The following is a 19,186-nucleotide window of genomic DNA, read 5'->3' as shown; positions in this document are numbered from 1 at the left end:
CCACGCAGCGCCGACATGCATTGCGCCGCGATCGCCGCAGACGCACGCGGCGAGCCACGCTCGACCTTACAGACTCAGGATCCAGGCAAGATGACGGCAGGCCCGACAATCGCAAGCAAGACCGCGCCGAGCAGCGCGCACCTCAACGCGAGCATCCTAACCGATGGCCTGCGCGCGGCCCTGGAACAAGCCCAGGCCCAGGTCAACGGCCTGGTGCTGGGCAAGGCGCAGGCGGTGCGGTTGGCCTTCGTCGCGCTGTTCTCCGACGGACATCTGCTGATCGAGGATCTGCCGGGCCTGGGCAAGACCACGCTCGCGCACGCGCTGGCCGCGACCTTGGGCCTGGAATTCCAGCGCGTGCAGTTCACCTCCGATCTGTTGCCGGCCGACGTGGTCGGCGTGTCGGTGTTCGATCCGACCTCGCGCCAGTTCGAGTTCCACTCCGGCCCGGTGTTCACCCAGGTGCTGCTGGCGGACGAAATCAACCGCGCGCCGCCGCGCACCCAGAGCGCTCTGCTGGAAGCGATGGCCGAGCATCAGGTCACCGTGGACGGCCGCACCCATGCCCTGCCCGATCCGTTCTTCGTGATCGCCACGCAGAACCCGGTGGATCTGTCCGGCACCTATCCCCTGCCCGATTCGCAGCTCGACCGCTTCCTGCTGCGCCTGCAGTTGGGTTATCCGGACGAAGCCGCCGAGCGCGATCTGCTGGCCGGCGCCGATCGCCGCAATCTGATCGCCCAGACCCGGCCGGTGCTGAGCGGCGAGGACGTGCTGGCGGTGCGCCGCGCGGTCGATGCGGTGTATGTCGGCGAATCGCTGATCACCTACGTGCAGGCGCTGCTCGCGCGCAGCCGCAAGCACCCGGGCGTGCGCGTGGGCCTGTCCCCGCGCGCCGGCCTGGCGCTGTTGCGCGCATCGCGCGCCTACGCATTGCTGCTGGGCCGCGCCCACGTGGTGCCCGAGGACGTGCAGGCCTTGTTCGCCGCGGTCGCCTCGCATCGCCTGGTGGCCGAAGCCGATGCCGCGCCGGACATCGCCAAATCCATCCTCTACGCGGTCGCGGTGGACTGAGCGCGGCGATGGCGGCCCGGCCGGATCCACACGCCCACGGCGCAGCGGCCGCGACTTCGCTGCGCGCGCGTTATGCGCAGGCGATGCGCTCACGCATGCTGTCGCTGACCCGGCCGCGCCGGCCCGAGCCGTTGCCGACGCGGTTCGACCGCCGCCGCATCTACGTGCTGCCGACCGGTTTCGGTGCGTTCTACGGCGCGTTGCTGGCGGCGATGCTGATGGGCGCGCTGAACTACAACAACAACCCGGCCTTCCTGCTGGCGCTGCTGCTAGGCGGCGCCGGGTTGGCCAGTCTGATCGCGGCGCAGTTGCAACTGGCCGGGCTCAGCATCGTCGCCATCGACGCCGAACCGGTCCCGGCCGGCACGCCGTTGCTGGTGCGCGTGCATGCGCGCGCCGCACCCGATCGCATTCGCCGCGGCCTGCGCGTGGACGATGTCGGCGCATTGGGCGCCGAGCCGGCCCGGCTGGATCTGGATCAGGGCGCCGGCGAAGCCGAACTGCGCATCGCCACCTATCAACGCGGCTGGCTCGACTTGCCCAAGCTGCGCGTGTCCACCACCCGCCCGCTGGGCCTGGCGCGGGCGTGGTCGCACGTGTGGCCGGAAGCGCCGCTGCTGGTCTATCCGATGCCGGAACTGCAGGGCCCGCCGCTGCCGGTCGGCGGCGGCGATCAAGCGGTGACCCGGCTGCATCCCAGCGGCGACGACGTGCATCACCTGCGCGCGTATCGCCCCGGCGACGCGCGCCGGGCGATCGCGTGGAAGCATTCGGCGCGCCGCGACATGCTGCTGGTGCGCGAGTACGAGCAACCGCTCGGCGCCGATGTCGAACTCGAATGGCATCGCCTGGCCGGCCTCAACCAGGAAGCGCGCATCTCGCGGCTGGCACGTTGGGTCGATGAGGCCGAACGCGACGGCTGCCGTTATCGCCTGAGCCTGCCGAACCAGCCCGCGCTCGGTCCCGGCAACGGCGCCGCCCACCGCCACGCCTGCCTGCGCGCCCTGGCGCTGATGCCGCATGGCTGAGCCGCGCGCCGCCATCGCTTTGGAACCGGCTTCGCGGCGCTGGGCGCTGCTGGCCGGCGCGAGCTGCCTGTTGCCGCTGCTGTTGCAATTGCCGCTGCAGATCGCGATCGCGATCGCCGCCGTCGGCATCGGCGTGGGCGTGTTGTCCTGGCGCAAGCCGCTGCCGGCGCTGCTGCGGCTGACGATGGTGATCGGGCTGGTCGGCGCGGTGTTGCTGATGACCCATTTCGCCATCGGCCGCGACACCGGCTGCGCCCTGCTCGCGGCGATGTTCGCGCTCAAGCCGTCGGAGACCTACACCCTGCGCGATGCGCGCAGCCTGATCGGCTTCGCCCTGTTCGGCCCGTTCGCGACCTTCCTGCTCGATCAAGGACCGATGTCGCTGGCGCTGGGCATGGCCGCGGCAGTGTTCTCGCTGGCGACTTTGCAGCGTCTGGCGGAAATCGAGTCGCGTCCGCCGCCCGGCCGCACCGTCGAGCCGTCGCCGACGCATTGGCAACGCCTGTTCGCGATCGGCCGCCTGATCGGCATCGGCCTGCCGCTGGCGCTGGCGGTGTTCTGGCTGTTCCCGCGCCTGAGCTCGCCCTTGTGGGGCGTGCCCGACCGCGCGCTGGCGCGGCCCGGCCTGTCGGACCGGATGTCGCCGGGCGAGATGGTCGATCTGATGAACGACGAGACGGTGACCTTGCGCGCGCGCTTCAACGGGCGCGCGCCACCGACCTCGCAGATGTACTGGCGCGGGCCGGTGCTGTGGAACTTCGACGGCCGCACCTGGACCCAGCCGCGCTGGTTCCGCAGCATTCCCGCGGCCGAGACGACGCCGTCCAAGACCGTGTGGGATTACGAGCTGGAAGTCGAACCCACCGACGATCGCCAATTCGTCGCCCTCGACCTGCCGCTGGCCGCGCCGGCCGACGCGCAGTTGTCGCTCGATCACGGCATCTACGCGCAACGCCCGCTCAGCGCGCTCAGCCGCTGGCACATCCGTTCTTCGCCGCCGGCCGCGTACGAGCCGCAACTGCGCTCGGTGCTGCGCCGCGCCGCGCTGGATCTGCCGCGCGGCTACAACCCGCGCACGCTGGCGCTGGCGCAGCGCTGGCGCGCCGAGGCCGGCGCCAACGATGCCGCCATCGTCGATCGGGCGATGACGATGATCCATCGCGAATTCGCCTACACCCTGAGCACGCCGCTGCTCGGCCGCGATTCGGTGGACGAGTTCCTGTTCGATCAGAAGGCCGGTTTCTGCGAGCACTTCAGTTCCTCGTTCGTGGTGCTGATGCGCGCCGCCGGCATTCCCGCGCGGGTGGTCACCGGTTACGCCGGCGGCTACTACAACCCGGTCGGCGGCTACTGGCTGGTGCGCCGTTCCGACGCGCACGCCTGGGCCGAGGTCTGGCTGCGGGGACGCGGCTGGGTGCGGGTCGATCCGACCGCGGCGGTCGCGCCCGAGCGCATCTACGACACCCTGGCCGACCGCACGCCGGGCGCGGGCGGCATGTTCGGCGGGATCGGCGCGGCGACGCCGTTGTTCAACCTCGGCGACTGGGCCCGCCGCGGCTGGAACGATTTCGTGCTCGGCTTCGACGCCAGCCGCCAGGAGCGGCTGCTGCAGCCGTTCGGCGTGGACAAGCTGGACAGCGGCAAGCTGATCGCGCTGTTCGTGTTGTTCGCCAGCGCCGCCGGCGCCTGGATGGTCTGGCTCAGCAGCCGCGGCGAGCGCCAGCGCGACCCGGTCCTGCGTGCCTGGCATGCGCTCGGCCGGCGCTACCGCAAGCTCGGCCTGCAGCGCGAACCGCACGAGCCGGCGCTGGCCTGGGCTGAACGTGTCGGAAAGGCGCGTCCCGATTTGGGCATAAGCCTGTTGCAACTCAGCCAACAGTTCAGCGATTGGCGGTACGCTGATGGCCAACCCGGGCGGCGCGAGGCCCGAGAACTGCGCAACGAACTGGTCCGGGCGCTACGCGCGCACCGCCCGGCCCGAACAGGAGAACGTCGATGAAGCTCCGTCTTGCCTTGATAGCCGCCGGCGCAGCGCTGCTCAGCGCTTGCGTCTCGGCGCCCCAACCGCTGCAGGGGGCGTTTTCGCCCCTCACCCCGGCCGACGCGACCGCCACCGACAGCACCGGCTCGGTGGTGCGCTGGGGCGGCCGTATCGTCAATGTGGAACCGCAGGCCAACCGCACCTGCTTCGAAATGATCTCGACCCGCCTGGGCGATTCCGCGCGCCCGTACTGGGCCACCGACGACACCGGCGGCCGCTTCCTGGCCTGCCGTACCGGTTTCTACGACCCGGCGTTGTTCGAGAAGAACCGCGAGGTGACCTTCACCGGCCGCATCGCCGGTTACGAATCGCGCCGCATCGGCGAGTACGACTACCGTTTCCCGCGCCTGGACGCCGACGTGGTCTATCTGTGGCCGGTGCGCCAGCAGGTGGACGTGATCGAACGCCCGGCGCCGTGGCCGTGGTGGGGCTGGTGGTGAGCCGCAGGCGATAAGTCATCGCCATGAGTGATGGACCGAAGGCGCGAAAGCGCCTTCGGTCGTTTTGGATTCTTGGTTTGGGTGCGCGCCGATCAATTCGCCCCCTTTGAAAAAGGGGGCTGGCGCCTGCGTCGACCGGTTCCAGGCCGATGCGTCTGCGCCGGGGGATTTGCTTTGGGTTGAGGCGTGGTGATCCGCGGCAAAAGCGAATCCCCCCTGCCCCCCTTTTTCAAAGGGGGGAACAGCACGGGTTTGGGAGGGATTGTGGTGGCGGTCGTTGTGCGCGGTGAATGTCGCCACTCAGCGCGGCGTACCGAATCGTCCCAGCGGCGCGCCGGCCAGCAGGTGCAGATGCAACTGGAACACCGTCTGCCCGCCGTGGCCATTGCAGTTCATGACGATGCGATAGCCGTCCTCGGCAAACCCTTTGCGCTGCGCATACGCGGCGGCCGCGTGCGCGAGCTTGCCGACTATCGCCGCCTGATCGGGCTGCAGATCGTTGAGCGTGGCGATCGGCGTCTTCGGCACGAACAGCACGTGCACCGGCGCTTGCGGGGCGATGTCGTTGAACGCGATCAGCTCGTCGTCTTCGTAGACGATGTCGGCCGGCAGTTCGCGGCGGATGATCTTGCCGAAGATGGTGGTGTCGGTCATGGCGGGCCGGGAACCAGGAATGGAGAAGAAGCAATCGTAACGCTACAACGTAATCGCCACGCTGTTCGCGCTACCGATTCCCGATTCCCCATTCCCGGTTCTCGATTCCCGCCGATCGGCCTCAACCCATCTCGCTGCGGCTGCCGAAGGCATGCGACAAGGTCCCGCGATCCACGTACTCCAGCTCGCCGCCCAGCGGCACGCCGTGCGCCAGCCGGCTCGGCCTGACGTTGTGCTGGCGCGCCAGTTGCGCCAGGTAATGCGCGGTGGCTTCGCCCTCCACCGTGGGATTGGTGGCGACGATCAGTTCCTGCACCTCGCCCTCGGCCAGACGATCGGCCAGTTTGTCCAAGCCCAGTTCGCGCGGGCCGATCCCGTCCAGCGGGCTCAACCGCCCCTGCAAGATGAAGTACAGGCCGCGATAACCGGTGGCCTGCTCGATCGCCAGGCGATCGGCCGGCGATTCCACCGCGCACAGCAGATGCGCGTCGCGCGAGGCGCTGGCGCAAGTCGAGCAGACTTCGGTTTCGCTGAAATCGCGGCAGCGCGCGCAGTGGCCGATCTTCTCGATCGCCTCGCTGAGCGCGTCGGCCAGACGCTGGCCGCCGGCGCGCTCGCGTTCGAGCACGTGGTAGGCCATGCGTTGCGCCGACTTCTGCCCCACGCCCGGCAATACCCGGAACGCGTCGATCAGTTGTTCGAGCAGGGCGCTGCTCATGCGCGCGCCCTCATGGCTGCGGCGGCGGGCGCGGCGCTCACTCGGAGGTCGTGAAGTTGCTGCGCGCGGTCGGTTCGCGATTCATCGCCCGCACCACGTTGAGGCAGACAATCGCGCCCAGCAGCGGGATCAGCCACACGAACGCCGACTGGATGGCCTTCTGCATGCCGGTCAGATCCGGCTCGCGCCAGATCGCCCACGTCGTATAGAGGTCCAGGCCCAGCAGGGCCGCGGCGACCAGGCTGGCGGTGATGCCTAAATGAAGTCCCATGGGCAAGCGTCCGGTCGAAAGAGGATCAGAACGGCAGCTTCATGCCGGGCGGCATCGGCATGCCGGCGGTCGCGGCCGACATCTTGGTCTGCGACTCGGCGTTGATCTTGTTGACCGCGTCGTTGAAGGCCGCGGCGATCAGGTCCTCGACCATTTCCTGGTCGCTCAGCACGCTGGGATCGATACGCACCTTGCGGCACTCCATGCGACCGGTGACGGTCACGCTGACCATGCCGCCGCCGGCGCTGCCGGTGACTTCGATCTTGGCCAGTTCTTCCTGAGCGCGCTGCACGTTTTCCTGCATCTTCTGCGCTTGTTGCATGAGTTGGGCGATATTGCCGCGCATGGTGGTCCTGCCTTTGCTGTGGGTCGGTGGATCGTGGCGCCGCGAGTCTGCCACGGTGCGATGTCAGTCATGGGTTGGGGTCGGAGCCGGCCGCACGCAAGGGCGCGGACGCGGCGAAACCCGGCCGGGCACGGCTCGAAGCCGCCGCCCGGGGTCAGGCCTCGTCGAGGGGCCGGATCGAATCGGGCACGACCTTGGCGCCGTAATCGTCGATCAGACGGCGCACGTCGGGATCGTTCATGAACATGTCCTCGGCATTGGCCTGGCGCTGGTCGCGGGCGCGCTGGTTGCGCGCGTGCAGCGATTCGCCGGCCTGGGCCGCCTCGAAGCGGATCTGCGGCGCGACGCCCAGGCGCGCGGCCAGCGAGTCGGCGACCATCTTGATCAGCGCCGGCGCCTTGAGGTGCTCATCGTTCGGGCCCAGCGCCAAGGTCAGCACGCCGTCGGCATAACTGACGAAGCCGGCATGTTCGGCGAGGATGCGCGACGGACCGCGCAAGCCGCTGGCATCGACGATCGCGTGCCAGGCCATGTCGTCGGCGATGCCGACGCCCGCGCTCGCCGTCGCGGCGGGGCGCGGCGGCATGGTGATCGCGGCCGGCGCGGATGCGCCGAAGATGTCGTCGCGCGGCGGTTCGCGATGCGCGGGTTCGGCTTGGATGGGCGCGGCCTGGGCCGGCCCCGGTGCCTGCATCGCCGCGGCTCGCGCGTGATCGGCATCGGCGCCGTTGCGGGCCGGCGGCGCGGCATCGGCGCTGCGCTGCGGCGGCTCGGGATCGAGCGACAGCGGCGGCGCGGCGCGTTGCGGCGCCGGATCGGGGTTGTGATCGCGCAGCGGTTCGCGCACGGGGTCTTCGTCGGGCCATAACGGCGCTTCGCGACGCGGCGCGGCGTTGCGCGTATCGGTCTGCGGCTCGCGCGGCGGCGCTTGATCGAGCGATGCGCGCGCGGGTTCGGCCGCAGCCGCCGGCTTCGGCGGCGGCGTCTGCCACGGCGGTGCGTCGCGCGGATCGTCCTGGAACGGGTTCGACAGCGCTGCGGCGGCCGGCTTCGGCGCTGGCTGCGCCGGCGCGGTGTCGCGCGGATCGTCCTGGAACGGGTTCGGCGGCACTGCGGCGGCCGGCTTCAAGGACGACGGCGCGGCATCGCGCGGATCGTCTTCGAACGGGTTCGCACGCGTCGCGGCGGCCGGTTTCGCCGCCGGCGCCGGCATCTGCCACGGCGGCGCGTCGCGCGGGTCGTCTTCGAAAGGATTCGCCCGTGCCGGCGCGGCCGGCTTGGCGACCGCCACTTCGCGCGGCGGCGGTTGTGCGACGACCTCGCGCGGCGGTGCTGCGGGCTCGCTCGATGCCTGACGCGACGCGGCGCCACCCATCTCGCGCATCGCCGCGGCCGCCTGAGCGGCTGCACTGGCGCTGCGCGCGGACTCGCCGCGGCTACCCGAACCCGAACCCGAGCCAGAACCGGCGGCGGCGCCCGAGCCCGAGCCCGAAGGCGTAGCCGGCGCATCGCCTGCCCCGCTCGGACGGAACGCGAGCATGCGCAGCACGCTCATCTCGAAACCAGCGCGCGGGCTCGGCGCCAGCGGCAGATCGCGGCGGCCGTTGACGCTCATCTGATACCAAAGCTGGACCAGTTCCGGCCGCAACTGCGCCGCCAGAGCATCGACATCCACGCCGTCGGCCTCGATCGCCGCCTCCGGCACCAGCTGCCGCACCTGGATGCGGTGCAAGGCATCGCCCACGGTTTCCAGCACGCTGCCCCAGTCCGGCGAAAACTCGGCCAGGGTCGCGACTTCATCGAGCAGGCGCTGGCCGTCGCCGTCGGCCAGGGCGGTCAGCACCGCCCCGACCCGGGTGCGGTCGACCGAACCGAGCATCGCGGCGACCGATGCGCCTTCCAGCGGCGCATCGGCACCGGCGCCGCCGTAGGCGATGGCCTGGTCGAGCAGCGACAGACCGTCGCGCAGGCTGCCGTCGGCGGCCTTGGCGAGCTGGCGGATCGCCGATTCCTCGACCGGAATCTGCTCGGCGGCGAGGATGCGGGTCATCTGCCCGGCGATCTGCTGCTCGTCCAGGCGCTTGAGGTTGAACTGCAGACAGCGCGACAGCACCGTCACCGGCAATTTCTGCGGGTCGGTGGTCGCGAGCAGGAATTTCACGTGCCCCGGCGGCTCTTCCAGGGTCTTGAGCAGCGCGTTGAACGCCGACTTGGACAGCATGTGCACTTCGTCGATCAGATAGACCTTCACCCGACCGCGGCTGGGCATGTACTGGGCGTTGTCGATCACCTCGCGCACGTCGTCCACGCCGGTGTTGCTGGCGGCGTCGATCTCGAGCAGGTCGATGTAGCGGCCGGCGTCGATGTCCAGGCAGGCGTTGCACTCGCCGCAGGGGTCGGCCGAGGTGCCGCGCTCGCAGTTCAGCGATTTGGCGAAGATGCGCGCGATCGTGGTCTTGCCGACGCCGCGTGTACCGGTGAACAGGAAGGCGTGGTGCACGCGCCCGGTGCTGAGCGCATTGGTCAGCGCGCGGACCACGTGTTCCTGCCCGACCAGTTCGGCGAAACGCTTGGGGCGCCATTTGCGGGCGAGGACGAGATAGGACATCGGATCCTTGGGGCGTTAGGACGGGACGAGGGCCAGCGCTCGCGCGCTGCGAACGTTCGGGCCGGCCGGCGCGAGGCGCCCTGGGACCGGTCGAGGCCGGCGACGCGGGTCGCCGGACGCTCGCGAACGAACCCCGGCATTGTGCCATGCCCCCACCCTCGCGCCGGCACGCTCGCGGCCGGGCTCGGTGTGGATGCGATCGCGGGCCCGACATTCGCGCGGTTCCGGCCCGATCGCGCCTCGGCCACGCTCGCGCACCCGCGCCGCCACGAAGCGGCTTGTTCCCGGAGCCGGCGACGGCTAGAATCCACGGCCCTGCACGGCCCGCGCACGCGGTCCGGACAGATCCGGAGAGGTGTCCGAGTGGTTGAAGGAGCACGCCTGGAAAGTGTGTAAGCGTCTAAACCGCGCTTCGGGGGTTCGAATCCCCCTCTCTCCGCCAGATCATTAAATAAGCCCCTGATTTCAGGGGCTTATTTATTTCTGGCATCGCCTTACCCGTCGCCCAGCCCATGACCGCGCATTTGCTTGCGGTGTCGCGGGCCTGTGTCCGTCATGCGGCCGCGAGATGCGACAGAAACGAATCGACTTGATGTTCTTCGGTCGCCCACGAAGTGACCAAGCGGATAACCGAGTGCTCGTCGTCCGCCTTCGCCCAGACGTAGAACGCGAAGTGGGATTGAAGCGCCGCTATGACGGCGTTCGGCAGGATCGGGAATACCTGATTGGTCTCGGTGTCCGCGGCCAGGCTGTGTCCGGCCGACACGATTCCGGCGGCCAGCTTCGCCGCCATGGCGTTCGCGTGTTGCGCCAGGGATGAGAACAAGTGATTGGCGCCGAACAACTGCTGGAATTGAATGCCCAGCAAGCGGCCCTTGGCCAGCATCGCGCCGCGTTGTTTGACGTGGAAGGCGAAGTCTTCGCTCAAGGCCGGGTTGCATACGACGATCGCCTCGCCCAGCAACGCGCCGAGCTTCGTGCCGCCGATCCAGAACAGATCGACCAGGGAGGCGATGTCGGCGAGGCTCGCGTCGTTCTTGGGCGAGGCCAGCGCGGCGCCCAAGCGGGCGCCGTCGAGGAACAGGATCAGGCCGCGGCGCTTGGCCAGTGCAGACAGGTCGCGCAGTTCGGCGAGCGTGTAGATCGTGCCGGTTTCCGTCGCGTTGGACAGGTAGATCAGCCGCGGCTTGGCCATGTGCGGAAAGTGGGCGTTGCTCGCCAGCGCAGCCTCGACCGTAGCGGTCGTGAGCTTTCCATCGACCGCGGGAACGACGATGAGTTTGTGCCCGGTCGCCTCGATGGCGCCGGCCTCGCGCAACACGATATGCCCCGAGGCGACGGCGATGACGGCTTCGTGCGGGCGCAGACAGCTGGCGATCGACACGATGTTGGCCATGGTGCCGCTGGCGACGAAGTGGATCGCGCCGGCGAAGCCCTCGCCCAGATGCGCCTTGATTTTGTTCGCCGCGTCTTCGGTATGGCTGTCGGTGCCATAGGAGGTCTGCTGCACCCAGTTGGAATCGGTCAGGGCGCGCAGGATGTCCGGGTGGGCGCCTTCGCTGTAGTCGTCAAGGAAGCTGTACATAGCCATTGGGGTTGAGTTCGATCGATAGCGACCCTGCAGAAAACCACAGCCATGCGCAAGGGGCTGGCGATCGTCGATCACATTGCCATGCAAGAAACTGCCATCGAGTCCCCAAAAGCCGCGCCTCCATCGGCCGCGTGCGCAACGCCGGACATGGCGACCGGTCGAGAGCGCCTCTCGGACCATCCAGACACGTCGTCCGCCCCGCCGCAGGCAAGCACCTGCGCGCGGCAAGAAACTACCGCCCATATCTACAGAGAAAACATTTGTCTTTCTCCAGCGCGCGGCATTACCCGCGCGCCAATTGTGCATTCGCGACCCACCGCGCAATCGCACGATTCATTACAGCCTCGTTGCAACGCAACTGTGCGAATTGCGTCGGTGTTCGCATTCGTGCGCGAAGTCGCGCCTCTAGATTGCGCGCGCCTCGCGGCGGCCTGGGGAGAGATCTGCCGCCGCGCGGCTGCCGCGTCCGCCGCCACGAAGCGACGGCGGGCGCGATCACTCCACGGCAATCCAACTCAAGGATTTCAGATGAGCAAGAAGTTATCCGGCGACGCTCCGGGCGGCGATTCGGCGCCCTCCTCGCGTTCGCGACGCAAGCTGATCGGCGCGGCCGGCATGATCGCCGGCGCGGGCGCGGCGGCCGCGGCGACCACCGCCGCTTCGATCGGCGGCTCGGCGTTCCAGGACCGTTCGATTGGCGGCGCACCGCCGCCGCGCCGCGATGCCGCGTTCGCGCCGGCCGCGACCCTTGCCGCCGAACCGGGCCGGATCAACGTCAAGGACTACGGCGCGGTCGGCAACGGCAGCACCGACGACACCGCAGCCATCGTCGCCGCGCGCGACGCGGTGCTGGCCTCGGCCAACGGCAACGGCTGGCTGACCCATCACCTGTATTTCCCGGCCGGCATTTATCGCGTCACCAAGGCCGACGCGCTGCTGCCCAAGGGCGACATCAAGAAGAAGATCAACGGCTACGTGATCGAAGGCCAGGGCAAGCGCAGCTCGGAAATCGTTTTCGACGCGGTGGCCGGCGGCGGCGACAGGTTCGCGGACAATCTGCTGACCGCGCACGGCCGCCTGCGGCAGTTGCGGGTGCGCGAGATCACCTTCCGCGCCAGCCGTCCGGGATTGAACTGGATCTACTGCTGGTCCTCGCTCGCGCAGGGCACCAACCAGGATTTCGCCTTCGACGACGTGGAATGGCGAGGCCCGTGGAACCGGGTGATCGGCCTGGACGGCCCGGGCGATTCCAATCTCAATTCGGAGTGGTCGTTCAACCGCTGCCATCTGGCCAACGACGTGGTCCTGGGCGACGCCTTCCTGCATTCGGGCATGACCCCGACGGTGAGCCAGCAGGATCAGTTCCTGAATTTCTGGTTCCGCGACTGCAAGTTCGAATACCGCAGCGGCACCTTGCTGCGCTTCGCCCGCGGCGGCTACGTCAACGTGTACGGCGGCTCGTGGATTCAGTGCAACGAGGACGTGGATACGCCGTCGGTGTTCTTCGATCTGCCGCCAGGCCCGCACAACAACACGGTCAAGACGCTGATCGTGATCGGCGTGCGTTTCGAATTGCGCCACGCCAAGAGCAAGTTGATGGACTGCGGCTGGGACGCGGCCAACGGCAACATCAGCTTCATCGCCTGCACCGATGCGGCGCGCTCGTTCCAGAGCCATATCGGCCCGGTGTCGGTGCCGGTGACGTATCGGCCGTTCAACGGCGACATGCCGTACGTGAAGTGGCAGTCGTGCCAGCTGATGGGCCGGCACGAGTCCTACGCCACCGCCAATCGCAGCCGGCTCGTGTTCGAGCAATGCCACACGCTCAACTACACGATGGACAAGTTCCTGGTGCAGAAGTAAGCGGAAGCGGCGCGACGGGGAATCGTCGCGCCGCCGATGGCGAAGTGTTTGAACCTCCGGCGCATCGGCGACTTAAGCGATTGCAGCGTTCGCTCTGGCGAAGCCGCTCAGACGTACCCGGTCGCCAAGGCGCGCGCCCAGTCCGGCCGGCCGTTGCGCAAGGCCAACGCGGCGGCGGCGTTCCAGTCGTAATCCACCGCGAACTGGTGCGCGTTCCAATCGCCGTCGCCGCCGCGCTCGACGATCGCATAGCGCGCCTGCGGCGAGCCGTTCTCGACCTTGTGCGGATGCGGGCGTTCGTCGCTGTAGGCCTGCAAGCCGACGCTGCCGGGATTGACGATCAGGCGACCATCGTCCAGGCGCAGGCTGCGCGGCACGTGGGTGTGGCCGCACAGGATCACCCGGGCATCGGCGGCGCCGGCGCGTTCGCCGACTTCGGCCGGAGTGGCCGCGCGCATGCCGTGGGCGTCGATGGTTTCCAGGAAACATTCCAGATCGCTGCGCGGGGTGCCGTGCACCATCAGCACGTCGTCGTTCAAGCGCAGGGTCGGCGGCAGGCTGCGCAACCAGTCGCGCTGATCGGGGCGGATCTGCGCGACCGCGTGGCGGTCGGATTCGCCCATGCGCTCGAACGCATCGTTGAGCACCTGCCGCTCGTGATTGCCGGCGATGGTCGGCAGCGCCAGGGCGATCAGGCGGTCGGCGGTTTCGCTGACCTGCAGCGGGCCGGACAGCAGATCGCCCAGATCGACGATCCGGTCGGCGCCGCGGCGCCGGATGTCGGCCAGCACGGCGTCGAGGGCGGCGAGGTTGCCGTGGATATCGGAAAGGACGGCGATGCGCATGCGCCGATCTTAAGGCGTCGCTGTCATACGGTGGCCGCCGGGCGGCTCAACGGACGGACGGCGAGGACGGCGGTTACGGGACGGGACGAAGCGAGCCGGCGCGGCTCGCGCGGCACGCCGGACTTCGCGCAAACAGCCCCGCGATCGCGCCGCCGGACGACCGCAACCGCGCCCATCCGGCTGTGCGGCGGGCCTTGCGCTCGCGCCGCCAACCCGGGTTTGCGCCGCGGGCCGGCTTTCAGGCAGAATGCCGCCCCTCCGGTGACGATCCGGGCCGCCCACCGGCGCCCGCACCCGATTCGGACGCAGCATGGCGCCACGGCGCGCATGCGAATCTATGGTGGCCCCGTTGGCGCCTCCGCGACGATAAGTTGAAAATCCCGCCAGGGCCGGAAGGCAGCAACGGTATCGACTGATTCGGGCGCCGGAGTCACGCTTGCGGGGCCGCCGCCTTTTCGGGCCCAGGTTTAACGCACTCTCAAGCCGAGACGTCGCTCCGCCCAGGCCTCAAACACTCAGTCGCCGCCGAACGACAACGCCAGCGCATCCGGCTCGCGCCCGGTCTTCCACTGCGCCACCGGCTTCCAGGTCTTGCGATCGATCACCGCGATCTCATCGCCGCCGCTGATCGCCACATACACCCGCGGCCGCTTCGGATCGGCGACCACGCCGATCGGCAGCGCCGCGCGGCCGAGCATGGTGTCGCGATACTCGGCGCCGGCGCGGGTCAGCTCCACCGTCGCCAAGACTTTCTTGCGCTTCGCATCGAACACCGACAAGGTCGCCGCGCGCGCATTGCTCACCAAGGCCTGGCGACCATCGGCGGTAAAGGCGACGCGGATCGGGAATCCCGGACTGGGCAAGGTCGCCCGGATCGCCAGCGTGCGCGGATCGTGCACGGTCACCGTGCCGGCCTCGCGGTTGCTGACCCAGACCTCGCCGCTGCCCGGGCGCACCGCGACGCCTTCCGCGCCTTTGCCGGCATCGACTTCGTCCGTCTTGGTGTTGTCGCCCAGATCGATGCGGCTGACGGTGCCTCGATCGACCTTGGTCACATACGCGGTCTTGCCGTCGGCGGCGATCGCGACCATGTGGCCCTTGCCCTCGCCCAGCGGAATCTCGGCGACGATCTTGCCGCTGGCGATATCGATGCGGATCAGATGCTGCGACGCCTCGGTGGTCGCCAACGCTTCGCGGTCGCCGGGCAGGAGGCGCAGGCCGTGCGGACGGCCGTGCCGGCCCAGATCGATGATCCGCGGCGCCGCGCCGCCACGCAGATCGAGCACGCTCAAACTGTTGCCGGGCTTGTCGCCGCCGCCGTAATTGGCGACCAGGGCGACGCTGCCGGCGTGATTGACCACGATCTCATGCGGCGCCCGATTGGTCGGAAATTCGCCAAGCTTGCGGCCGTCGTCCAGCGACAGACGCCAGACCGTGTCGGCGGCTTTGTTGCCGACCAAAATCTCGCCCGACACCGCGGGCAAGGCAGCGCACAGCAGCAAGGAAAGACACAGCGCACGGGACATGACGGCTCCGGTGGTTCGATGCGGGAGGTCGAAGCTACCGCAAATGCGAGGTGGGTTCATGTGTGGCGGGGTGTCGTGCTGGCAAGGGGTGCGCCTAAGCCAGTGAAAAAACAGATTCGTCATTCCCGCGAACGCGGGAATCCAGTGCCTTTCGTGCGAGAACGTTTGAAGTCGCTGGATATTCGGCTCCGCCGAAGTAAAGCAGAGCCCGCGTTCGCGGGAACGACGAGCAAAAAATGCGGATGGTCGGAGCCCGAAGCAACGATTTTGAACAGGCTCCAACGAGAGGCGCGAAGCTTGTCGCCTCGATGGGGATAGTCGGCCCTGTTTTACGCGGGTGCGGTTGGATGCAGCCAATCCGCATCGCCGTCGGCATAGCGCTCATGCTTCCAGATCGGCACCCGCCCCTTGGTCTCATCGATGATGAAACGGCAGGCGGCGAAGGCCGCGTCGCGATGCGCGGCGCTGACGCCGACCCACACCGCGAGTTCGCCGATCGCCAGATCGCCGACGCGATGCACGCAGCACGCATCGACGATGGCGAAGCGCTCGATCGCCTCGGCCATGATCTTGTCGCCCTCGCTCTGGGCCAGGGCGGCATAACTCTCGTAACGCAGTCCGGCGACCGCGCGGCCGCCGTGGTGATCGCGCACCCAGCCCTCGAAGCTGGCATAGGCGCCGGCATGCGCGCTGAGCAATCGTTCGCGCAGCGGCGCAATCTCGAACGGCACCTCGGACAAGGCGAATCGCTGCATCGCTCAGCCTCCCGAAACCGGCGGAATGAAAGCGACTTCGCTGCCCGCGCGCGGCGCTTCGTCCCAGCGCGCGAACGCGCCGTCCACGGCCACGCGCAGGCGCTCGACCGGCAGCGCGAAACCGTGACGGGCGCGCAGCGATTCGTACAGCCCGCGCAGGTCGCGCGCATCGGCCTCGACCGACTCGCTGGCGACGCCGGCGGCGTCGCGCAGGCTGGCGAAATACAACACGGTCAGCCGGCTCATGCGCCCTTCCCCGCGCCGCGGCCGGGATCGCGCTTGCCGAAGTCGCGCTTGCCGCCGCGCTTGCCGAGCAGCTTCGCCGGCCCGAGCACGATCGCATGCGACAAGGCCTTGCACATGTCGTATACCGTCAGCGCCGCGACCGTCGCGCCGGTCAGCGCTTCCATTTCCACGCCGGTGCGATGGGTGGTCTTGACCGCGCATTCGATCATCAGCGCGTTGTCGCCGTCCCAATCGACGGAAAAACGGCAGCCGTCGATCGGCAGCGGATGGCAGAACGGAATCAGCTCGTGGGTGCGCTTGACCGCCATGGTTCCGGCGATGATCGCGGTGTCGATCACCGCGCCTTTCTTGCTCTTCAGCCCGCTGGCGCGCAACTGCGCGGCGACCGCGACGGGAAAACGCACGCGGCATTGCGCGACCGCTTCGCGCGCGGTGACGGTCTTGTCCGACACATCGACCATGGCCGGACGGCCGTCGCGATCGACATGGGTCAGGGAAGCCTTGGATTTCAAATCGCGGTACTCCAACGCAGTCCGAACCCGGGATCGTGCGGGCCGAACAGAAAGTGCAGAACGCGCCGCCGCCCCGAGGGTTCGATCGCCTTGGACGAGGCATGCAGCAGCAACGGTTGCATGATAAGCAGATCGCCGGGCTGCGCGGTGCATTCAGTCTCGCCGTACTCCTGGCGCAAGGCCGCGGCGTGCGCTGCGTCCAGTTTGCCGTGGCGGTGCGAGCCGGGAATCACGCGCAGCGGGCCGTCGCCGGGGCCGCAGGGGTCCACGTGCAGACGCACCGCCATGAGGCGCTGCAACAGCGCGACCGGTGGCTGAACGAAGTGGCCGCCTTCTTTCTTCGACCATGCCTGCAACTGCGGGTGCTCGACGCGTTGCGCGACCGGAATCGAGAGATCCTGGTGCAAGGCGACCTTCCAGTTGGTGGCGTGGCTCTTGCGAAACAGCGTGCATTGCACGGCGGCGTTGTCGGCCTGCAGTACCTTCGCATCGAGCAGTCGTTCGCGCAGGACGGCGGCCAGGGCGCGGCACCAGGATTGGGTCAACAGATTGCGTGTGCCTGCGTCCGAATCGCTTTCGTCGGCGATCCCGGGCTGCGCGGCGATCTGCGCAAGCGTCGCTGCGGGGAGCGCGGCGCTTATCGTCAGGAAACCGTCGGATGCCAATGCTGGGGGCGTCATGCGCAGGAAAGGTCGGTTCTAAACGGAAAGCCGATGGTAGCGGGAGCGGGCGCATCGGCTCCCGGCCCTCACCCCAACCCCTCTCCCGTGAACGGGAGAGGGGCTATCGGGCGATTCATCGCACGCACCGCTCAACCGCCAATCAAGAACATCTCCACATGCCGCTTCGAGCGCGGCGCGTCCATCGCGCGCAGTTCGCTGTAGCGGTCGTTGCGGCGCGACCACAGTTCGGCCAGGCGCTGGGCGAAGGCGGCTTCGCCGTGGGCGAGCGCGGGCCGCAGGTCCGTGCCTTCGGCGGCGAACAAACAGGTGTAGAGGCGGCCGTCGGCGGATACGCGCGAGCGGTGGCAGTCGCCGCAGAACGGCGCGCTGATCGAGGACACGAAGCCGATTTCGCCCCGGCCGTCGAGATAGGCGTAGCGCGAGGCGACTTCGCCGCGGTAGTTGGCGTCGAGCGCGCGCATGGGCCAGCGCGCGTGCAGGCGGTCGCGCAGTTCCTGCGAGGTCACCACGCCCTGCTCGCTCCAGCCGTTGCAGTTGCCCACGTCCATGTATTCGATGAAACGCAGCACGTGACCGCTGCCGCGAAAATGCTCGGCCAGCGGCAACACCTGGTCTTCGTTGACGCCGCGCTGGATCACGCAGTTGATCTTCAGCGAATCGAAGCCCGCCTCCTGCGCGGCCGCGATGCCAGCCAGCACGTCGGCGATTTCGCCGCGGCCGCCGGACAGGCGCCGGAACAGGTCCGGAGCCAGCGCGTCCAGGCTCACAGTCAGGCGCCGCAGGCCGGCCTCGCGCAGCGCGCGGGCCTGGCGCGCGAGCAGCGAGCCGTTGGTGGTCAGGGCCAGATCGTCCAGGCTGTCGATCCGCGCCAGCCGTTCGATCAGCTCGGGCAGGCGCTTGCGCAGCAGGGGCTCGCCGCCGGTCAGGCGCAGCTTGGTCACGCCGATGCGGACGAAACCGCGCACCAGGGCCTCGATTTCCTCGAAGCTCAGCCGCGCCGCCGCGTCCAGGCCGTAGTCGTCCGCTACGCGCTCGGCGGGCATGCAGTAGGGGCAACGGAAGTTGCAGGCCTCGATTACCGACAAACGCAGGTCGCGCAGCGGCCTGCCGTGCCGATCCAGCGGCAAGGACGAAGGCGGCAGACCGGGGACGGCGTTCACGCGAAGGCTCTCAATCGACGGCTCTCAACAGGATGCCCTCAAGCGCGGATGCTCAAGCAATGCGCACCTGCTGGGCGGTGGGTTCGGCGAGATCCACGACCTCGCCGGGCCTGCCGACACGATACCCCCGCGCGGCCAGCGCGTCGCCTTCCTCGCGGCTGCCGTAGTGGTAAAGCAGGCACCGGTTCAGCAGTTCGCGCGGGTATTCGCGCTCCAGGTCCTCGATGCCGCTGTGCGAGGGGTTGCCGTGCAGGGCGCAGTCGTGGGCGATCAGCTCGCCCTGGTCGGCGTATTTGGCCAGCGCCTCGGGAATCGGCCGGGTGTCGCCGGTCCACACCGCGCTGCCGCGCAGGCGCAGGCCGAAGGCGGTGTCGGGCCAGTGGTGACGGGTCGCGAACACTTCCATGCGCAGGCCGCGATGCCAGAAATGGCCGCTGACCGGGATCAGCTGGAACGCGTCCCAGAAATTCACCCCGCCCTCGGCCAGCACGTTGGGGTAATCGGCCACGCGCTGCTGCAGCAGCGGCACGATCGGCGCGGGGATGTAGAGCTTCGGCTTGCCGCGCCGGGCCTGGTCGAAGTAATGCGCCACGAACAGCCGCTCGAAGCCGGCGATGTGGTCCATGTGGGTGTGGGTGAGGAACAAGGCCTCGGGCATGCGCCCGTACTGGGCGAGGAAGGCGGTCAGGCCTTCGCCGCCGCAATCGACGGTCAGCCAGGGCTCGCCGTCGCGCTCCAGGGTCGCCATCGCCGAACCCAGTTCCACCGCCGAGGCATTGCCGACACCGTGCAGACGCAGCCGCCAAGTCATTCCGTCCCCTTTCG

At 68.8% G+C, this 19,186-nt stretch carries 19 protein-coding genes, 1 tRNA gene and 1 other RNA gene; 7 read left to right on the top strand and 14 right to left on the bottom strand.

Annotation, left to right across the window (positions count from 1 at the left end):
* Positions 1-90 precede the first annotated feature (90 nt).
* From LG3211_RS07855 to LG3211_RS07840, 4 genes are read left to right on the top strand one after another with little or no spacing between them, the layout of a single operon-like run.
* Complete coding sequence (locus tag LG3211_RS07855) at positions 91-1,074, top strand: AAA family ATPase (RefSeq protein ID WP_083512383.1); 984 nt, start codon at positions 91-93, stop codon at positions 1,072-1,074.
* A 59-nt stretch (positions 1,075-1,133) separates the two neighbouring features.
* Entirely contained in the window at positions 1,134-2,102 is a 969-nt protein-coding gene (locus LG3211_RS07850; protein WP_425479966.1) for a DUF58 domain-containing protein, read from the top strand.
* Positions 2,095-4,101 (top strand): transglutaminase TgpA family protein, encoded by a 2,007-nt coding sequence (locus LG3211_RS07845; RefSeq protein ID WP_057942347.1) that lies wholly within the window; start codon positions 2,095-2,097, stop codon positions 4,099-4,101. The genes LG3211_RS07850 and LG3211_RS07845 overlap by 8 nt, the downstream gene beginning before the upstream one ends.
* Positions 4,098-4,583 carry a Slp family lipoprotein gene (locus LG3211_RS07840; protein ID WP_057942346.1) on the top strand — a complete coding sequence of 162 codons (486 nt, stop codon included), beginning with the start codon at positions 4,098-4,100 and terminating at the stop codon, positions 4,581-4,583. The genes LG3211_RS07845 and LG3211_RS07840 overlap by 4 nt, the downstream gene beginning before the upstream one ends.
* 300 nt (positions 4,584-4,883) lie before the next feature.
* Here LG3211_RS07840 and LG3211_RS07835 read toward each other — a convergent pair whose 3' ends face one another.
* The 5 genes from LG3211_RS07835 to dnaX form a co-directional block, all read right to left on the bottom strand.
* Positions 4,884-5,237 (bottom strand): histidine triad nucleotide-binding protein, encoded by a 354-nt coding sequence (locus LG3211_RS07835; protein WP_057942345.1) that lies wholly within the window; start codon positions 5,235-5,237, stop codon positions 4,884-4,886.
* Between the two features lie 121 nt (positions 5,238-5,358).
* The gene (gene recR, locus LG3211_RS07830; RefSeq protein ID WP_057942344.1) at positions 5,359-5,955 is read right to left on the bottom strand and encodes a recombination mediator RecR; all 597 of its coding nucleotides are present in this window, start codon (positions 5,953-5,955) and stop codon (positions 5,359-5,361) included.
* A gap of 37 nt (positions 5,956-5,992) precedes the next feature.
* Entirely contained in the window at positions 5,993-6,226 is a 234-nt protein-coding gene (locus LG3211_RS07825; protein ID WP_057942343.1) for a hypothetical protein, read from the bottom strand.
* A 25-nt stretch (positions 6,227-6,251) separates the two neighbouring features.
* Positions 6,252-6,572, bottom strand: coding sequence for a YbaB/EbfC family nucleoid-associated protein (locus tag LG3211_RS07820; protein ID WP_057942342.1), 321 nt, complete (start codon positions 6,570-6,572; stop codon positions 6,252-6,254).
* A gap of 154 nt (positions 6,573-6,726) precedes the next feature.
* Positions 6,727-9,180 (bottom strand): DNA polymerase III subunit gamma/tau, encoded by a 2,454-nt coding sequence (dnaX, locus tag LG3211_RS26760; protein ID WP_057942341.1) that lies wholly within the window; start codon positions 9,178-9,180, stop codon positions 6,727-6,729.
* Between the two features lie 349 nt (positions 9,181-9,529).
* Between dnaX and LG3211_RS07810 the strand changes: the two genes are divergently transcribed.
* Positions 9,530-9,622: transfer RNA gene (locus LG3211_RS07810), tRNA-Ser, on the top strand.
* Between the two features lie 111 nt (positions 9,623-9,733).
* Here the strand turns inward: LG3211_RS07810 and LG3211_RS07805 are convergent.
* Positions 9,734-11,077: a threonine aldolase family protein gene (locus LG3211_RS07805; RefSeq protein ID WP_237049848.1), complete on the bottom strand. Its 1,344-nt coding sequence runs from the start codon at positions 11,075-11,077 to the stop codon at positions 9,734-9,736.
* 222 nt (positions 11,078-11,299) lie between these two features.
* Here LG3211_RS07805 and LG3211_RS07800 point away from each other — a divergent pair, with 222 nt between their 5' ends.
* The gene (locus LG3211_RS07800) at positions 11,300-12,634 is read left to right on the top strand and encodes a glycosyl hydrolase family 28-related protein (RefSeq protein WP_057942339.1); all 1,335 of its coding nucleotides are present in this window, start codon (positions 11,300-11,302) and stop codon (positions 12,632-12,634) included.
* A 107-nt stretch (positions 12,635-12,741) separates the two neighbouring features.
* Here LG3211_RS07800 and LG3211_RS07795 read toward each other — a convergent pair whose 3' ends face one another.
* Complete coding sequence (locus tag LG3211_RS07795; RefSeq protein WP_057942338.1) at positions 12,742-13,479, bottom strand: metallophosphoesterase family protein; 738 nt, start codon at positions 13,477-13,479, stop codon at positions 12,742-12,744.
* 347 nt (positions 13,480-13,826) lie between these two features.
* On the opposite strand from LG3211_RS07795, the gene ffs reads away from it, so the two are divergent.
* An RNA gene (gene ffs / locus LG3211_RS24760) (signal recognition particle sRNA small type) lies at positions 13,827-13,923 on the top strand.
* 71 nt (positions 13,924-13,994) lie between these two features.
* On the opposite strand, the gene LG3211_RS07790 is transcribed toward ffs, so the two are convergent.
* The 7 genes from LG3211_RS07790 to LG3211_RS07760 form a co-directional block, all read right to left on the bottom strand.
* On the bottom strand, positions 13,995-15,005 hold the full coding sequence (locus tag LG3211_RS07790; protein WP_057942337.1) for a YncE family protein: 1,011 nt from the start codon (positions 15,003-15,005) through the stop codon (positions 13,995-13,997).
* Between the two features lie 329 nt (positions 15,006-15,334).
* The gene (locus LG3211_RS07785; protein WP_057942336.1) at positions 15,335-15,760 is read right to left on the bottom strand and encodes a molybdenum cofactor biosynthesis protein MoaE; all 426 of its coding nucleotides are present in this window, start codon (positions 15,758-15,760) and stop codon (positions 15,335-15,337) included.
* 3 nt (positions 15,761-15,763) lie between these two features.
* A complete protein-coding gene (locus LG3211_RS07780; protein WP_057942335.1) occupies positions 15,764-16,006 on the bottom strand; it encodes a MoaD/ThiS family protein in 243 nt (80 codons plus the stop codon).
* Positions 16,003-16,467 (bottom strand): cyclic pyranopterin monophosphate synthase MoaC, encoded by a 465-nt coding sequence (moaC, locus tag LG3211_RS07775; RefSeq protein ID WP_235115139.1) that lies wholly within the window; start codon positions 16,465-16,467, stop codon positions 16,003-16,005. Before moaC ends, LG3211_RS07780 begins: the two co-directional genes overlap by 4 nt.
* A gap of 47 nt (positions 16,468-16,514) precedes the next feature.
* Positions 16,515-17,198, bottom strand: coding sequence for a phytanoyl-CoA dioxygenase family protein (locus tag LG3211_RS27030; RefSeq protein ID WP_057942333.1), 684 nt, complete (start codon positions 17,196-17,198; stop codon positions 16,515-16,517).
* Positions 17,199-17,329: 131 nt separating this feature from the next.
* A complete protein-coding gene (gene moaA / locus LG3211_RS07765) occupies positions 17,330-18,361 on the bottom strand; it encodes a GTP 3',8-cyclase MoaA (RefSeq protein ID WP_057942332.1) in 1,032 nt (343 codons plus the stop codon).
* A gap of 52 nt (positions 18,362-18,413) precedes the next feature.
* Complete coding sequence (locus LG3211_RS07760) at positions 18,414-19,172, bottom strand: MBL fold metallo-hydrolase (protein WP_057942331.1); 759 nt, start codon at positions 19,170-19,172, stop codon at positions 18,414-18,416.
* Positions 19,173-19,186: the final 14 nt, after the last annotated feature.

It is taken from the genome of Lysobacter gummosus, from assembly GCF_001442805.1.
GTDB classification, from domain to species: domain Bacteria; phylum Pseudomonadota; class Gammaproteobacteria; order Xanthomonadales; family Xanthomonadaceae; genus Lysobacter; species Lysobacter gummosus.
This window is presented reverse-complemented; position numbering and strand designations above follow the sequence as displayed.

What these genes read in the sequence shown, in the direction of transcription:
- LG3211_RS07855 (WP_083512383.1), top strand. Translation starts at nt 91, where the DNA reads ATGACGGCAGGCCCGACAATCGCAAGCAAGACCGCGCCGAGCAGCGCG.
- LG3211_RS07845 (WP_057942347.1), top strand. Translation starts at nt 2,095, where the DNA reads ATGGCTGAGCCGCGCGCCGCCATCGCTTTGGAACCGGCTTCGCGGCGC.
- LG3211_RS07840 (WP_057942346.1), top strand. Translation starts at nt 4,098, where the DNA reads ATGAAGCTCCGTCTTGCCTTGATAGCCGCCGGCGCAGCGCTGCTCAGC.
- LG3211_RS07835 (WP_057942345.1), bottom strand. Translation starts at nt 5,237, where the DNA reads ATGACCGACACCACCATCTTCGGCAAGATCATCCGCCGCGAACTGCCG.
- recR (WP_057942344.1), bottom strand. Translation starts at nt 5,955, where the DNA reads ATGAGCAGCGCCCTGCTCGAACAACTGATCGACGCGTTCCGGGTATTG.
- LG3211_RS07825 (WP_057942343.1), bottom strand. Translation starts at nt 6,226, where the DNA reads ATGGGACTTCATTTAGGCATCACCGCCAGCCTGGTCGCCGCGGCCCTG.
- LG3211_RS07820 (WP_057942342.1), bottom strand. Translation starts at nt 6,572, where the DNA reads ATGCGCGGCAATATCGCCCAACTCATGCAACAAGCGCAGAAGATGCAG.
- dnaX (WP_057942341.1), bottom strand. Translation starts at nt 9,180, where the DNA reads ATGTCCTATCTCGTCCTCGCCCGCAAATGGCGCCCCAAGCGTTTCGCC.
- LG3211_RS07805 (WP_237049848.1), bottom strand. Translation starts at nt 11,077, where the DNA reads ATGCACAATTGGCGCGCGGGTAATGCCGCGCGCTGGAGAAAGACAAAT.
- LG3211_RS07800 (WP_057942339.1), top strand. Translation starts at nt 11,300, where the DNA reads ATGAGCAAGAAGTTATCCGGCGACGCTCCGGGCGGCGATTCGGCGCCC.
- LG3211_RS07795 (WP_057942338.1), bottom strand. Translation starts at nt 13,479, where the DNA reads ATGCGCATCGCCGTCCTTTCCGATATCCACGGCAACCTCGCCGCCCTC.
- LG3211_RS07790 (WP_057942337.1), bottom strand. Translation starts at nt 15,005, where the DNA reads ATGTCCCGTGCGCTGTGTCTTTCCTTGCTGCTGTGCGCTGCCTTGCCC.
- LG3211_RS07785 (WP_057942336.1), bottom strand. Translation starts at nt 15,760, where the DNA reads ATGCAGCGATTCGCCTTGTCCGAGGTGCCGTTCGAGATTGCGCCGCTG.
- LG3211_RS07780 (WP_057942335.1), bottom strand. Translation starts at nt 16,006, where the DNA reads ATGAGCCGGCTGACCGTGTTGTATTTCGCCAGCCTGCGCGACGCCGCC.
- moaC (WP_235115139.1), bottom strand. Translation starts at nt 16,467, where the DNA reads ATGGTCGATGTGTCGGACAAGACCGTCACCGCGCGCGAAGCGGTCGCG.
- LG3211_RS27030 (WP_057942333.1), bottom strand. Translation starts at nt 17,198, where the DNA reads ATGACGCCCCCAGCATTGGCATCCGACGGTTTCCTGACGATAAGCGCC.
- LG3211_RS07760 (WP_057942331.1), bottom strand. Translation starts at nt 19,172, where the DNA reads ATGACTTGGCGGCTGCGTCTGCACGGTGTCGGCAATGCCTCGGCGGTG.